The 14,826-nt window shown below is 69.4% G+C and carries 12 protein-coding genes; 7 read left to right on the forward strand and 5 right to left on the reverse strand.

Annotated elements, in window-relative coordinates; translation table 11 throughout:
* Positions 1 to 9: 9 nt before the first annotated feature.
* Together Q0833_RS14505 and Q0833_RS14510 are read right to left on the reverse strand one after the other, a co-directional pair.
* Positions 10 to 897 carry a TIM barrel protein gene (locus tag Q0833_RS14505; RefSeq protein ID WP_298436314.1) on the reverse strand — a complete coding sequence of 296 codons (888 nt, stop codon included), beginning with the start codon at positions 895 to 897 and terminating at the stop codon, positions 10 to 12.
* Positions 894 to 2,012: a Gfo/Idh/MocA family oxidoreductase gene (locus Q0833_RS14510; protein WP_298436317.1), complete on the reverse strand. Its 1,119-nt coding sequence runs from the start codon at positions 2,010 to 2,012 to the stop codon at positions 894 to 896. Before Q0833_RS14510 ends, Q0833_RS14505 begins: the two co-directional genes overlap by 4 nt.
* Positions 2,013 to 2,108: 96 nt before the next feature.
* Here Q0833_RS14510 and iolD point away from each other — a divergent pair, with 96 nt between their 5' ends.
* From iolD to iolG, 6 genes are read left to right on the forward strand one after another with little or no spacing between them, the layout of a single operon-like run.
* Positions 2,109 to 3,968, forward strand: a complete 1,860-nt coding sequence (iolD, locus tag Q0833_RS14515) for a 3D-(3,5/4)-trihydroxycyclohexane-1,2-dione acylhydrolase (decyclizing) (protein ID WP_298436320.1) — start codon at positions 2,109 to 2,111, stop codon at positions 3,966 to 3,968.
* Position 3,969: 1 nt separating this feature from the next.
* Entirely contained in the window at positions 3,970 to 4,803 is an 834-nt protein-coding gene (locus tag Q0833_RS14520; RefSeq protein ID WP_298436323.1) for a phytanoyl-CoA dioxygenase family protein, read from the forward strand.
* Complete coding sequence (locus Q0833_RS14525) at positions 4,800 to 5,759, forward strand: PfkB family carbohydrate kinase (RefSeq protein WP_298436326.1); 960 nt, start codon at positions 4,800 to 4,802, stop codon at positions 5,757 to 5,759. Before Q0833_RS14520 ends, Q0833_RS14525 begins: the two co-directional genes overlap by 4 nt.
* A gap of 5 nt (positions 5,760 to 5,764) precedes the next feature.
* Positions 5,765 to 6,619 carry a 5-deoxy-glucuronate isomerase gene (locus tag Q0833_RS14530; protein WP_298436329.1) on the forward strand — a complete coding sequence of 285 codons (855 nt, stop codon included), beginning with the start codon at positions 5,765 to 5,767 and terminating at the stop codon, positions 6,617 to 6,619.
* Positions 6,616 to 7,449, forward strand: coding sequence for a class II fructose-bisphosphate aldolase (locus Q0833_RS14535; RefSeq protein ID WP_298436334.1), 834 nt, complete (start codon positions 6,616 to 6,618; stop codon positions 7,447 to 7,449). Before Q0833_RS14530 ends, Q0833_RS14535 begins: the two co-directional genes overlap by 4 nt.
* Positions 7,443 to 8,438: an inositol 2-dehydrogenase gene (gene iolG, locus Q0833_RS14540; protein ID WP_298436337.1), complete on the forward strand. Its 996-nt coding sequence runs from the start codon at positions 7,443 to 7,445 to the stop codon at positions 8,436 to 8,438. Before Q0833_RS14535 ends, iolG begins: the two co-directional genes overlap by 7 nt.
* 3 nt (positions 8,439 to 8,441) lie before the next feature.
* On the opposite strand, the gene Q0833_RS14545 is transcribed toward iolG, so the two are convergent.
* The 3 genes from Q0833_RS14545 to Q0833_RS14555 form a co-directional block, all read right to left on the reverse strand.
* Complete coding sequence (locus tag Q0833_RS14545) at positions 8,442 to 8,990, reverse strand: hypothetical protein (protein ID WP_298436340.1); 549 nt, start codon at positions 8,988 to 8,990, stop codon at positions 8,442 to 8,444.
* An 87-nt stretch (positions 8,991 to 9,077) separates the two neighbouring features.
* Complete coding sequence (locus Q0833_RS14550; RefSeq protein WP_298436343.1) at positions 9,078 to 11,573, reverse strand: FAD-dependent oxidoreductase; 2,496 nt, start codon at positions 11,571 to 11,573, stop codon at positions 9,078 to 9,080.
* 247 nt (positions 11,574 to 11,820) lie between these two features.
* On the reverse strand, positions 11,821 to 12,246 hold the full coding sequence (locus tag Q0833_RS14555; RefSeq protein WP_298436347.1) for a DUF1489 domain-containing protein: 426 nt from the start codon (positions 12,244 to 12,246) through the stop codon (positions 11,821 to 11,823).
* 85 nt (positions 12,247 to 12,331) lie between these two features.
* Here Q0833_RS14555 and Q0833_RS14560 point away from each other — a divergent pair, with 85 nt between their 5' ends.
* Positions 12,332 to 14,800, forward strand: coding sequence for an adenosylcobalamin-dependent ribonucleoside-diphosphate reductase (locus tag Q0833_RS14560; protein WP_298436349.1), 2,469 nt, complete (start codon positions 12,332 to 12,334; stop codon positions 14,798 to 14,800).
* Positions 14,801 to 14,826: the final 26 nt, after the last annotated feature.

Genomic DNA, 14,826 nt, shown 5'->3' on the forward strand with positions numbered 1-14,826 from the left:
GCGTCCCCCTCAGAAGCCGATGGATTCGAGATAGGCGCGGTTCGCCCGCGCGTCCCCCAGCGTGTCGGGGTCGAGCGTCGGATCGCAATCCTGCTCGACCGTGCACCAGCCGGCGAAGCCCGCCTCCAGCAGCACGCGCCGCACCGCTTCGAAATCGACGTCGCCGGTGCCCAGATTGCAGAAGATGCCCTGCCCGCAGGCGTCGTAGAACCCGGTCCGCTCGGCCACGGCGCGGGCCTTCACCTGCGGGTCGATATCCTTGAAATGCATGTAGGAGATGCGGCCGATATGCCGCTCCATGAAGGCGACGGGATCGTAGCCGGCATAAGAGTGATGGCCCGTGTCGAAGCAGATCTTCAGGATGTCCTCGGGCACCTCGTCCAGAAGGCGCTCCAGCTCGGGCTCGAAGTCGATGAAGCCCGCGGCATGGGCGTGCATCCCGACGGTCAGCCCCGCATCCGTGCCCATGCGCGCGACCTCCGCGATGCGGTCGCGGAAGGCGGCCCATTCGGCGGCATCCATCTGCTCGGCTTCCGCGGCGCGGCCGGCGGTGGGCGCGCGGCGGGGCGAAATCGAGTCGATCAGCACGAGATGCGCGGCCCCGTGGGCAGTTAGCGCGGCGATGGTGCGGCGCGCGCCGTCGAGCACGTCGTCCCAGGCGGCGGGATCGTGAAAGGGTCGGAAGACGACGCCACCGATCAGCGACAGACCGTTCGCGGCAAGCCCGTCGGACAGCTCGGCCGGGTCCTCGGGCATGAAGCCGACGGGGCCGAGTTCGATGCCCGTATATCCGGCCTCGGCGCATTCGCGCAGCACGTGGCGCCAGTCGGGATTGCGCGGATCACCCGCGAATTCGACGCCCCATGAACAGGGCGCGTTGCCGATGCGGATGGTCATGTGTCCCTCGTGAGCGTGATGCGGCGATGTTCGTCCGATGAGGTCCAGGCGGCCTCGACCACCCGTTGCACGTCGAGCCCGTCGCGGAAGGTTGGGAAGCGGGGCGCACCTGCCTCGATCGCGGCGAGGAAGTCGCGCGCCTCGATGATGATCTGGTCCTGGTAGCCGGTGCCGTGACCGGGGCCCTGGCAGAACGCGCCATAGGGCGGATGGGCCGGGCCGGTCAGGATCTTGGTGAAGCCGCGCCCCGCCTCGGGCCCCTCGGCGCGGTAGAGGTGGAGCGCGTTCTGATCTTCCTGATCGAAGCGGATCGACCCGGCCGTGCCGTGGATCTCGTAGGCGTATCCCATCTTGCGGCCGGTCGCGACGCGGCTGGCATGGAGATGGCCCATCGCGCCGTTCGCGAAGCGCAGGATCATCTGGGCCTGGTCGTCATTGGTGACATCCTCGGGGCCGTCCGGGCCGGGACGGGTCGCGTGAACCGTCTCGATCTCGGCCAGCACGCTCTCGATCGGGCCCATCAGCGCCAGCGCGCAATTGATCGGGTGCGCCGCGAGGTCGCCCATCGTGCCGTTGGCGCGGCTTCGCGTGCGCCAGTTGGCGGGCGTTTCGGGATCGGCGAGGAAGTCCTCGGTATGCTCGCCCCGGAACCACGTGACGCGACCGATGGCGCCCGAGCGGACAAGGCGGATCGCCTCCTGCGTGGCGGGGGTGCGGACGTAGTTGAACCCGGTCATCGCGACGACGCCGGCGGACTCGGCGGCCTCGGTCATGGCGGTGGCGTCCTCGACCGTCTCGCCCAACGGCTTTTCGCAGAAGACCGGCTTGCCGCGCGCGATGGCGGCGAGCGCGACCTCCCTGTGCAGGGCCTGGGGTGCTGCGATGACGACGGCCTCGACGCGGGGATCGTCCACCAGCACGCGCCAGTCAGAGGTCGCGCGCGCGAAGCCGTAGGCCGCGCGATACTGTTCGGCGCGCGCGTCGGTCGTGGCGCAGACCATGTTCAGGCGGGGGCGCAGGGCCGTCTCGAACACCGCGCCGACGGCCGAATGGGCGACCGCATGGGCCTTTCCCATGTAGCCGCCGCCGACGATCCCGATGCCGATCTCGCGCATGTCCCCTCCGTCGTTCTTTGGTTGCAACCGGTTGCAAGATCGGTAGTCTGGGAGCCGGAGCCGTGCAAGTCATTTCGCATGGATGGGAGGACTGCCATGTCGACGATCCGCCTGACGGTGGCGCAGGCCATCCTGCGCTGGCTGGATGCGCAATTCATCGAGATCGACGGCGTCGAGACCCGCATCTGCGGCGGCGGGTTCGGCATCTTCGGCCACGGCAACGTCCCCTGTCTGGGCGAGGCGATCTATCCGCTGCGCGACACGCTCCCGCTCTATCGCGGCCAGAACGAGATGGGCATGGGATTCGCCGCGGCGGGCTATGCCAAGTACCACCTGCGGCGGCGGTTCATGTATTGCACGGCATCCGCCGGGCCGGGGACGGCGAACCTTCTGACGGCGGCGGCACTGGCGCATGCGAACCGGCTGCCGATGCTGATGCTGTGCGGCGATACGTTCCTGACGCGGCTGCCCGATCCGGTGCTGCAACAGCTCGAACATTTCGGCGATCCGACGCTGGGCGTGAACGACGCGTTCAAGGCGGCCACCCGGTTCTGGGATCGCATCACCCACCCCGCGCAGGTCGTGCAATCGCTGCCCGCCGCGCTGGCCACGATGCTCGACCCCGCCGATTGCGGACCGGCCTTCATCGGCCTGCCGCAGGACGTGCAGGGCTGGGCCTGGGACTACCCGGAGGACTTCTTCGCGCGGCGGGTGCATCGCATTCGGCGGCAGGCGCCCGATGCGGGTGAGGTGGCCGATGCCGTGTCCCTGTTGCGGGCGGCCGAGCGACCGCTGATCGTCGCGGGCGGCGGCGTGCAATATTCCGGTGCGGTCGAGGCGCTCACCGCCTTCGCCCATGGCCACGGCATCCCGGTGGTCGAGACCATCGCCGGACGCGCCAACCTCCTGGACGACGACGCGATGAATGCCGGGCCGGTGGGGGTGACGGGGTCCGATTCAGGGAACTGGGCCGCCGAGCGGGCCGACCTTGTCTTCGCGGTGGGCACCCGTTTGCAGGATTTCACGACCGGGTCCTGGACGGCTTTCGCGCCCGAGGCCCGGCTCCTGCATCTCAATGTCGGGCGTCACGATGCAGCCAAGCATCGGGCCGCGACCGTCGTGGGGGACGCGCGGCTGGGTCTCGCCGCGATTTCGGACGCGCTGGGCGATCACGCGGCACCCGAGGGCTGGGTCGCGGACGTGCGGGCCGAGCGCGCAAGGTGGAACGACACGCGGGCCGAGACCGTGCGCGCGGGCAACGGGCCCAACAGCTACGCGCAGGCGATCGGGGTGGTGAACGGGTTGATGGACCCGGAGGATCGCGTCGTGGCCGCCGCCGGGGGCCTGCCTGCCGAGGTGACCGCGAACTGGCGCACGCTGCGGCCTGGCGGCGTCGACGTCGAGTTCGGCTTTTCCTGCATGGGCTACGAGATCGCGGGCGGCTGGGGCGCGCGCATCGCGCAGGCCGAGCGCGAGCCGCAGGCCGAGACCGTCGTGCTGACCGGCGACGGCTCGTATCTGATGCTGAACTCGGACCTCTATTCGGCGGTGCTGACCGAGAAGAAGTTGATCGTTCTGGTGCTCGACAATGGCGGCTTCGCGGTCATCAACAAGCTGCAGAACAACACCGGGCAGGAGAGCTTCAACAACCTCATCGCGGACACGCCGACGGCGACCGCGCAGACCCGCGTCGATTTCGAGGCCCATGCCCGCGCGCTGGGCTGCCACGCGGAAACGGTGGATACGCCCGCCGCCCTGGGCGACGCCTTCGCCCGCGCCAAGGACCGGGCCGAGACCTCGGTGATCGTGATGCAGGTCGATGCCTACGAGGGCTGGACCACCGGCGGGCACGCCTGGTGGGAGATCGGGACGCCCGAGGTGACGGAGACCGCGTCGGTCCGCACGGCGCGCGAGACGGTCGAGGCCAGCCGCGCCCGCCAGCGGAAGGGGATCTGAGATGCTCAGCTTTCACGCCGATGATGTGGACCCCGAGGTCATCGTGACCGAATTGCTCGATGGCGGCGGCGCGGTGATGCTGAAGGGGCTGTTCACCCAGGACGAGATCGCCGAGGCGCGCCGGATCATCCTGATGCATTCCGATGCCGAGGCCGCGAAGGTCACGCATTTCCAGGGCGCCGCCGGAGATCGGATGGACCTGCAACGGCGGGTCTGGAACCTCCTGGCGAAGGGCGCGGTCTTCTCGCGGATGGCAACGCATCCGGTGCTGATGACGATCCTGCGGCACTTCCTCGGGACCGGGTTCATCATGGGCTCCATCGCGGCCAACCGCATCCTGCCCGGCGGACCGGGACAGGAGCCGCATGTCGATTACCCCTACTGGGACTTCCACGCGCCCGAGACGCATCCGACCCGACTCAACGCCAGCTTTCCGATGAACGCGCAGGTGACCGTGGTGCTCGACCCGTTCACAGAAGCGTCCGGCGCGACGGCCTACGTGCCCGGCACGCAGACGGCGCTGCGCTATCCCGGCCCCGAGGATGACTTCCACGGCCGCGCCGTGCGCATGATCGCCGAACCGGGGGACACGGTCCTGTTCTTCGGTGCGGCATGGCATTGCGCGATGCCCAACCGGTCGGATCACGAACGCTGCGCGGTGCTGGTGAACTACCTGCCGAAATGGGTGAAGCCGCTGGAGGACATGCCGGGCGCCCTGCCCGCCGCATTCCTCGACGGCGCCTCGCGCGAGCTGCGCCAGCTTCTGGGCTTCGACTATCCCTACCCGGAGGTCCTCGACCGGGCCGATGCGGTCAACGCGGAAGGGCGGGCATGAAGCTTTCGGGCACCGATTTCCTGATCGTCGGACGGGCCGGGATGGACTTCTATCCCGACCCGCCCGGCACCCGGACCGAGGAGGCCGAGCGCTTCGTTTCCTGCCTCGGTGGGTCGAGCGCCAATATCGGCGTGGCGCTGGTTCGGCAGGGCTGCAGCGCCGATCTCGTCACCTGCGTCAGCGACGACGCCATCGGACGGTTCGCGCTCAACCAGCTCGACCATTACGGCGTCCGGCGCGCCCATGTCCGGTCGGTCGGCGGCGAGGCCCGCAACTCGCTTGCCGTGGTCGAGACGCGGATCGAAGACCACCAGTCGGTCATCTACCGCAACGGTGCCGCCGATTTCGAGATGACGATCGGCGATGTCGAGGCCGCGACCTATGCAGGGCGCGCGGCGCTGGTGACCACCGGCACCGTCTTCGCCGCCGAGCCGTCGCGCGGAGCGGCGTTCCGGGCGTTCGAGCTGGCCCGGGAGGCGGGCATCCCGATCGTGTTCGACGTCGATTACCGCCCCTATTCCTGGCCCTCGCCGCAGGTCGCCTCCGAGGTGCTGACCCGCGCCTGCGAGATGGCGGATTGCATCGTCGGCAACGACGTGGAGTTCGGCTTCGTCGCGGGGGATTACGATCGCGGCCTCGACGCGGCCCGCCGCTTGGCCGCGGATCGGCTGGTGATCTACAAGATGGGCGAGCACGGCGCGCGGACCTTCCACGAAGGCCAGGAGATCCGCACCGGCATCTACCGCACCGAGGCGCTCAAGCCGACCGGTGCGGGCGACAGCTTCATGGGCGGCCTCCTCGCCGCGCTGGCCGCCGGGCGCGACCTGCGCGACGCGGTGCTGCGCGGCTCGGCCAGTGCCGCGATGGTCGTCGCCCGCGTCGGATGCGCCCCCGCCATGCCCACGACCGACGACCTCGAGGCCTTCATGGCCGACCACCCCGGACCCACGGAGTAAGGCCCATGCACATCCCGCCCCATGACAACGGCAACGCGCCCATCGTCGATGTCGACGACGCGACCGTCCCGCTGAACTACTTCAACATCGTCAAGCTGACCGAGGGGCAGAGCTTCGACTACCGCGTGCCCGGCTACGAGACCTGCATCGTGCCCGCCACCGGCACCGTCACGGTCGAGACCGGGGGCGAGACCTATGCCGATATCGGCACCCGCCGGGTCGACGTGTTCGAGGGCGATCCCGAGGGCGTCTATGTCCCCACCGATACCGGCGCCCGCATCACCTGCCGCAGCGAGGCGGCGGAGGTCTTCGTCGCGGGGGCGAAATTCGCCGACACGCTCAAGCCCTTCGCGGTGCAGGCGGCCGATCTCGACAAGGTCCAGTACGGCAGCGACGACACCAAGACCCATCGCCGCATCGCCCATATCCTCGGGGCGCAGTATCATGACCGGGTCGGGCGGCTTCTGGTCTCGGAGCTGTTCACCGTGGGTGCGGGCGGCTGGTCCGGCTTTCCGAGCCACAAGCACGACACCGACCGCTCCGAGGATGGCGAGATGATCGAGACGCGCCACGACGAGACCTACAATTTCCGCTTCAAGCCGAATTACGGCTCGGGCGTGCAGATGCTCCAGCGCGAGGACAACAAGCCCGGCGACGCCTATCACATCATGGATGGCTCCACGATCTGCCTCGACCGGGGGTATCATCCCTGCGCCGTGCTGCCCGGCTACGAGATGTACTATTTCACCATCCTCGGCGGCCTGAGCCAGCGCTCGCTCAAGCAGTATTTCCAGCCGACCCATGCCGAGCAGCTGCACACCATCCCCGGCATCATGGACATGGTCGCCAAGTTCAAATGACGCGCGCGACGCTCTCGGAGGTGCTGATCCTGGCGCGGGCCGAAGGGCGGGCCGTGGCGGGGCTCGTCTGCCTCGGGTGGGAGGACGCGCGCGCCTACCGCGACGCGGCGCAGGCGCTGGGCGTGCCCGTGATCCTGCAGGCCGGGCCGGGATGCCGTGCGCATACGCCGATCCCGGTGCTGGCAGAGATGTTCCGAACACTGGCCGAAGAGTGCGACGTGCCCGTGGTGGCGCATCTCGACCACGGCTACGCGGCGGATGAGTGTCGTGCCGCCATTGCGGCGGGATTCACCTCGGTGATGTTCGACGGCTCGTCCCTGCCGCTGGACGAGAATATCGCGCGGACGGCCGAGATTGCGGCGATGGCCCATGACGCGGGCATCTCCTGCGAGGGCGAGATCGGCTTCGTGGGCTATGCCGCGGGGGCCGAGAGCCGGGGCACCGACCCCGGCGAGGCCGCGCGCTTCGCCGCCGAGACGGGCGTGGACGCGATGGCGGTGTCGGTCGGAAACCTGCACCTGCGGACCGAGGCAGGACCCGGTCTGGACGAGGATCGCATCGCGGCCATCGCGGCGGTGACGGAGGTGCCGCTGGTGATCCATGGCGGATCTGGTGTGCCCCATGCCCAGCGCGCGCGGCTGGCCCGCGACACGGCGATCTGCAAGTTCAACATCGGGACCGAGCTGCGGCAGAGCTTCGGAACGGCGCTGCGACAGGTGCTCGCGGACGATCCCGAAGCCTTCGACCGCGCCGCCATCCTGTCCGCCGTCGAGCCGTCGCTGCGCGATGCGGCCATGGCGGTCCTGCGCTCCCTGGAGGCCCCATGCTGAACATCGCCCTTCTCGGCTGCGGCCGGATCGGACAGGTCCATGCCCGCTCGCTCGCGCGGATCGAAGGGGCGCGCGTCGCCGCCGTCTGCGATGCCGTCCCCGAGGCCGCCGCCGCCCTCGCCGCCACGACGGGCGCCGAGGCGATGGACGCGGACGCCGTCCTCGCACGACCCGGCCTCGACGCGGTGGTGATCGGGACGCCGACGGATACGCATTTCGACCTGATCCACGCGGCCGCCGCCGCAGGGCTGGCCATCTTCTGCGAGAAACCCGTCGATCTGGACGCCACCCGTATTACGGCCTGCGCCCGCGCCGTGGCCGATGCCGGGGTCCCGTTCCTGACCGCCTTCAACCGCCGCTTCGATCCCAGCTTCGCGGATCTGCGCGCGCGATTGCACGCGGGCGAGATCGGCGACCCCGAGATCGTCACCATCACCAGCCGCGATCCGTCGCCGCCGCCGCTGAGCTACATCGCGGGTTCGGGCGGGCTCTTCCGCGACATGATGATCCACGACCTCGACATGGCGCGGTGGCTTCTGGACGAGGAGCCGGTTCGCGTGCAGGCGACGGGCGCCGCGCTGGTCGATCCGGAGATCGGCGCGGCCGGGGATGTCGATACGGCGGCGGTGATGCTGACGACGGCGTCCGGGCGGATCGCGCAGATCGGGTGCTCGCGCCGTGCGACCTATGGCTACGACCAGCGGATCGAGGTGCATGGCAGCCTCGGGATGCTACGGGCGGGCAACCGGCTGGAGACGACGGTCGAGGCCGCCGGTCCCGCGGGGTTCCGGCGCGCGCCCGCGCAGCATTTCTTCCTCGAACGCTACGCCGACGCCTATCTGGCCGAGATGCGGGCCTTCGTCGACGCGCTCAGGACCGGCACGCCGCCCACGCCGTCGATCGCGGACGGGTTGCGGGCGCAGGTTCTGGCCGATGCTGCCGACACGGCCTGCCGCGAGGGGCGGGTCGTGGTGCTGGACGACGGCTGAGCGTCAGAGGCCCCAGGGCAACACGAAGACCACGCGTCGCGTCCCCGCGCAATCAGGCGGGTCGGCCCGGAGCGCCGCCATCTCGGCCCGGATGACGTCTGCCGCGCAATCCGCCGCGTCGGGGAGAAGCGCGCCGCCCTGGTCAAGCGCCGCGCCCGCCCCGAGCCGTTCGAGGTCGATCACCACCGTCTTGCGCGTCCCGCCGGGCGAGAGGCGGATCAGCGCGGTCACCGCCTGCCCGGCGCAGCGGCCCCGGCAGACGCGGGCGAGATCGGGGAGATGGCGGATATTCCCGGGTCGGCGCAGGAGCACCGCTTCGACCAGCGCGGCATCGGGGATGTCAGCGCGGGGCAGATCGGCCAGCCGGGCCGCGACCTCGGCCACGCCGTCGCCGCTGAGATGCAGGGCGGCGGAGCGCGGGGCTGTGGCGACAAGGGCGATGGCCACGGCGACCACGAGGAGGGCGACCGCGATCGCGCCCTTCGGGCCGGGACCCAGACGTCGCGGCGAAGGGCGCGCTTCGGACGGCAGGCCCGGCGGTGCGGGCGTCATGCCGCGTCGGGCCGGGCGCGGGCGTGCGGCGGCCGGGGCGCGGGAATGCGGGCCCGCATATTTGGGGAGCAAAGACGCGGGCGGGGGTCAGCCATCCACGCGGATGCGCGCATTGGTCGGATCGTAGGGGCTGTCCTCGGTCACCTCGGCATTCCAGAGCTCGCGCTGCATCCGCACGTGCAGTTTCGTGCCGGGTGCGGCGAGGTCGGGTCGGACATAGCCCATCCCGATCGACTTGCCGAAGGCCACCGAATAGCCGCCCGACGTCAGGCGACCGATGCGCGTGCCGTCGGTCGCATAGAGCGCCTCGCGCCCCCAGGGATCCGCGTCGTCCGGACCGTCGATCAGCAGGGTGACGCATTTCGAGCGAATGCCAGTCTCCTCCATTGCGGCCTTGCCGTGGAACTCCTTCGAGAGGTCCACGAAGCGGTCGAGACCGGCTTCCAGCGGCGTGGCGTCGCGGCCGAGCTCGGTGCCGAAGGCGCGGTAGGATTTCTCCTGACGGAGCCAGTTCTGCGCGCGCGCGCCCACGAGGGTCAGGCCGTGGCCCTCGCCCGCCTCCATCAGCCGGTCGAAGAGGTAGGTCTGCATCTCCATCGGGTGATGCAGCTCCCACCCCAGCTCGCCGGTATAGGCGACGCGGATGGCGTTGACCGGGCACATCATCAGCTCGATCTGGCGGGCCGAGAGCCATGGGAAGCGCTTGTTGGACAGGACGGTCTCGGGGTCGGCGTCGCGGATCAGCTCGGACAGGATCGCGCGGCTGTTCGGCCCCGCCAGTGCGAAGACGCCGTGTTTCGCCGTGACGTTCTCTTCGTTGATCCGGCCGAACCGGTCCTCCTCGGCCATGATGGCCTTGTAGAGGTAGTCCTCGTCATAGGCCTCCCACCCGCCGGCGGAGACGAGGTAGAAGTCGTCTTCGGCCAGCCGGACGATCGTATACTCGGTGCGCGTCGTCCCCGCCTCGGTCAGGGCGTAGGTCAGGTTGATGCGGCCGACCTTCGGCAGCTTGTTGGTCGTGAACCAGTCGAGGAACGCGGCCGCCCCCGGCCCCGAGATGCGATGCTTGGCGAAGGCGGTCGCGTCGATCAGGCCCGCCGTCTCGCGAAGCGCCGTCGCCTCGGCCTTGGCATGCTCCCACCACGCGCCGCGCCGGAAGCTGCGCGAGGTGAGGTCGAAATCCGCCTCGGCGCCCGGCTTGAAGTAGTTCGGACGCTCCCACCCGTTGACGCAGCCGAACTGCGCGCCCGCGGCCTTCATGCGGTCGTAGCAGGGCGCGGTCTTCAGGGGACGCGCGGCGGGCCGCTCCTCGTCGGGATGGTGAAGGACGTAGACGTGGTCATAGGCCTCCTCGTTCTTCCGGCAGGCGTACTCGGTCGTGACCCAGTCGCCGAAGCGCTTGGGGTCGAGGGAGGCCATGTCGATCTCGGCCTCGCCCTCGACCATCATCTGCGCGAGGTAGTGGCCGGTGCCGCCGGCCGCCGTGATCCCGAAGCTGAAGCCCTCGGCCAGCCACATGTTGCGGAGGCCCGGCGCGGGGCCGACCAGCGGATTGCCGTCGGGCGTATAACAGATGGGACCGTTGAAATCGTCCTTGAGACCGGCCGTCTCGGAGGTCGGGATGCGGTGGATGAAGGACATGTACTCCTCCTCGATCCGCTCGAGATCGAGGGGGAAGAGGTCGGCGCGGAAGCTGTCGGGCACGCCGTAGGGGAAGCGCGCGGGCGCGTTCTGCTCGTAGGGGCCGAGGATCCAGCCGCCGCGCTCCTCGCGGACATACCACTTGGCGTCGGCGTCGCGGATGACGGGGTGCTGCTCGTTGGTCTTGCGCCATTCGACCAGCGCGGGATCGGGCTCGGTGACGATATACTGATGCTCGACCACGATGGCGGGGGTCTTGATGCCGAGGAGCTTGGCGGTCCGCGGCGCGTGGTTGCCGGTGGCGGTGACGACATGCTCGGCGGCGATCACCGCGGTCTCGTCCGAGGCAACGAGATTGCCGCCCTTCTCGACCATCCTGGTGACCGCGACATCCCAGTGGTCACCCATCCATTCGTAGCCATCGACCTGCCAGCGGCGTTCGATGATGGCGCCGTGCTGGCGCGCGCCCTTGGCCATGGCCATCGTGACGTCGGCCGGGTTGATGTAGCCGTCGGTCGGGTGGAGGATCGCGCCCTTCAGGTCGTCGGTGCGGATCAGGGGATAGCGCTCGGCGATCTGGGCGGGGGTCAACCATTCATGCGGGATGCCGACCGTTTCGGCGGTCGCGGCATAGAGCGCGTATTCGTCCATCCGGTCGTCGGTCTGCGCCATCCGCAGGTTGCCCACGACCGAGAAGCCGGGGTTGAGCCCGGTCTCGGCCTCCAGCGTCTTGTAGAACTTGACCGAGTAGTCGTGGATGTGGCTGGTCGCGTAGCCCATGTTGAAGAGCGGCAGGAGCCCGGCGGCGTGCCAGGTCGAGCCGGAGGTCAGCTCGTCGCGCTCGAGAAGCATGGTGTCCCAGCCCGCGCGGGCGAGGTGATACGCGATCCCCGTTCCGACCGCGCCGCCGCCGACGACGAGTGCTTTCACCTGGGTCTTCATGGCCGTGCCCTCCGCGAACCTGAGGCCCTTTCTGCCCGACCGGGCCGATACCGGTCCATCACGGACGACCCAAGGCGACTTGATAACGACAGGGCGCGGTCCGGCGGGGGCGTCGAGGCGGTGTGGCAGGGCGTGTGCGTGGGGCGGCCCTCCGATGCGCTGGAGGGCGATGTGGCCTGGAGGATACGTGGGGCCGGGCGCCGTGAGGCGCGATACCGACGGTGGGAGCAGACGATGTCGCGGTCGCTCAGAGGACGCCGATCTCGGCCAGCGCGACCGACAGCTTCGGCGGCAGCGGGACGTCGTCGCGGCGGGCGGGGTCGAGATCGACCGGCGCGTCCTCGGGCGTAAGGTAGCGCCAGCCCTGGAACGGGCGGCGGGCGGTGGGCGCGACGGGGATCAGGCCGGGCTTCAGGACGATACCACAGCGCGGGATGCCGTCGGCGCGGCGCACCTCGTCGAGCCGCAGGATCGGCTGGCGGCAGAGCAGCACGCCCTTCACCACCCAGTAGATCGAGCCGCCATCGATCAATTCGGCCTCGCGCTTGGGCCACATCCGGGTGACGTGGCGCGGGTTGCCGTCGGGGCCCTTGGCGCGCGCGTTCGTCTGCCACTTGGCCAGCCCGGCGAGATCGTGGGTGCCGACGCTGAGCTTGATGAGGTTGATCGCCATGACGGATGACTCCCGGTCCCGGAATGCGTATATCTAGACCCCCTGCCCCCGGGCGCAACCACCCCTAGACCGAGGCCGCTGCCCCATGTCCGCCTTCGCCGCCCCCATCGCCGAACAGATCTGGGACATGAAATACCGCCTGAAGGATGCGGACGGGATGCCGCTGGACGCCACGCTGGACGACACCTGGGACCGGATTGCGGGGGCCTTGGCGGCGCCCGAGACCGATCCGTCGGCGTGGACACCCAGCTTCCGCGCGGCGCTTCAGGATTTTCGGTTCCTGCCCGCGGGGCGGATCGTCGCAGGCGCGGGAACGGATCGCAGCGTCACGCTCTTCAACTGCTTCGTGATGGGCACCATCGAGGACAGCATGTCGGGCATCTTCGCGGCGCTGCGCGAGGCGGCGCTGACGCTGCAGCAGGGCGGCGGGATCGGCTACGATTTCTCGACCATCCGCCCCCGCGGCGCGGGCGTGCACGGCGTCGCGGCCGACGCGTCTGGGCCGCTCAGCTTCATGGATGTCTGGGACGCGATGTGCCGCACGATCATGTCGGCGGGGTCGCGGCGGGGCGCGATGATGGCGACGCTGCGCTGCGACCACCCGGATGTGCTGGACTTCGTGGCGGCCAAGTCGGACCCGGCGCGGCTGCGGATGTTCAACCTGTCGGTCCTCGTGACCGACCCGTTCATGGAAGCGGTCGCCGCCGATGCCGAATGGCCGCTGGTCTTCGCGGGCAAGACCTACAGGACGCTCAGGGCACGGGAGCTCTGGGATGCGATCATGCGCGCGACCTACGACTATGCCGAGCCGGGGGTGATCTTCATCGACCGGATCAATGCGGCCAACAACCTGAGCTATGTCGAGACCATCGCCGCGACGAACCCCTGCGGTGAGCAGCCCCTGCCGCCCTATGGCGCGTGTCTTCTGGGGTCGCTGAACCTCGCGCGGCTGGTCGAGGGACCGTTTACCGAGATCGCCTCGATCCCCGACGCCGCGCTGGACGAGCTGACGGCGACGGCGATCCGGATGATGGACAACGTGGTCGACGCCTCGCGCTTCCCGCTGGAGGCGCAGGCCGACGAAGCGCGGGCCAAGCGGCGGATCGGGCTGGGCGTGACCGGGGTGGCCGACGCGCTGGCCATGTGCGGCCTCACCTACGGCACGCCCGAGGCAGCGGAGGCGATGGCCCGCTGGCTGGAGCGGATCGCGAACGCGGCCTACGCGACCTCGGCGCGGCTGGCCGAGGAGAAGGGGGCGTTCCCGCTCTGCGACGTGGACGCGCTGATGGCCGCGCCGATGGTCGGACGGCTCTCGCCCGAGACGCAGGCGCTGGTCCGCGAACACGGGCTGCGCAACGCGCTCCTGACCTCGATCGCTCCGACGGGCACGATCAGCCTTCTGGCGGGCAACGTGTCGTCGGGGATCGAGCCGATTTTCGCGCAGGAATACACGCGCAAGGTGCTGCAACCGGACGGCACCCGGACCGAGGAGACCGTGCGCGATTATGCCGTGGCGCTCTGGCGCGAGACGCACGGGGACGCGACGCTGCCCCCCAGCTTCGTGACCGTGGCCGACCTGACCCCGGCCAATCACGTCCGGATGCAGGCCGCCGCGCAGGACTGGGTCGACAGCTCGATTTCCAAGACGATCAACGTGCCCGAGGACATCGGCTTCGAGAGCTTCAAGGATGTCTATCTCGAGGCGTGGCGGACGGGCTGCAAGGGCTGCACGACCTACCGGCCCAACGCTGTGACGGGGAGCGTGCTAAGCGCCGAGCCGGCAATCCGCGCGGAGGGCCAAACGATTGGCGCCCGCATTGATCTCCTCATCGAAGATCGAAAGACGAACCGCACCGCTTTGGCGAAGGCAGCAGGGCTCGGACCCACCGCAATTCACGACATCATCCAAGGGAAATCGGTCAGCCCCAAAGTTTCGACGATCGAGAAGATTGCCGAGGCTTTGGATGTTCCGACCTCATATCTCATAGTGGGTCGCGATGAAGATGCGGACGGTTCGACCACACAGAACGTCGTCCGTCTCTTCGACCCGCTCGACCGGCCCCAGCAGCTGACGGGCGAGACCTACAAGATCAAGTGGCCGGCCTCCGAGCATGCGCTCTACATCACGATCAACGATATCGAGCTGGACGGGCAGCGGCGGCCCTTCGAGATCTTCGTGAACTCGAAGAACATGGAGCATTTCGCGTGGACCGTGGCGCTGACGCGGATGATATCGGCCGTGTTCCGGCGCGGCGGCGACGTGAGCTTCGTGGTCGAGGAGCTGAAGGCCGTGTTCGACCCGAGAGGCGGCGCATGGGTGCAGGGGAAATACGTGCCCTCGATCCTCGCGGCGATCGGCGGCGTGATAGAGCGGCACATGATCGCGACGGGGTTCCTGTCGGGCGAGGGGCTGGGCCTCAAGACCGACCCCGCCGACACGCGGACCGGCGGGCGGGCCGTCGGCGCGACCTGCCCCAATTGCGGCAGCCCCGACATCCACATGGCCGAGGGCTGCGCGACCTGCGGCAATTGCGGCTTCTCGAAATGCGGCTGACCTGAAACGGCACCGGCCGGAGTCCC

The sequence above is a fragment of the uncultured Jannaschia sp. genome, assembly GCF_947503795.1.
Taxonomy (GTDB): Bacteria; Pseudomonadota; Alphaproteobacteria; order Rhodobacterales; family Rhodobacteraceae; genus Jannaschia.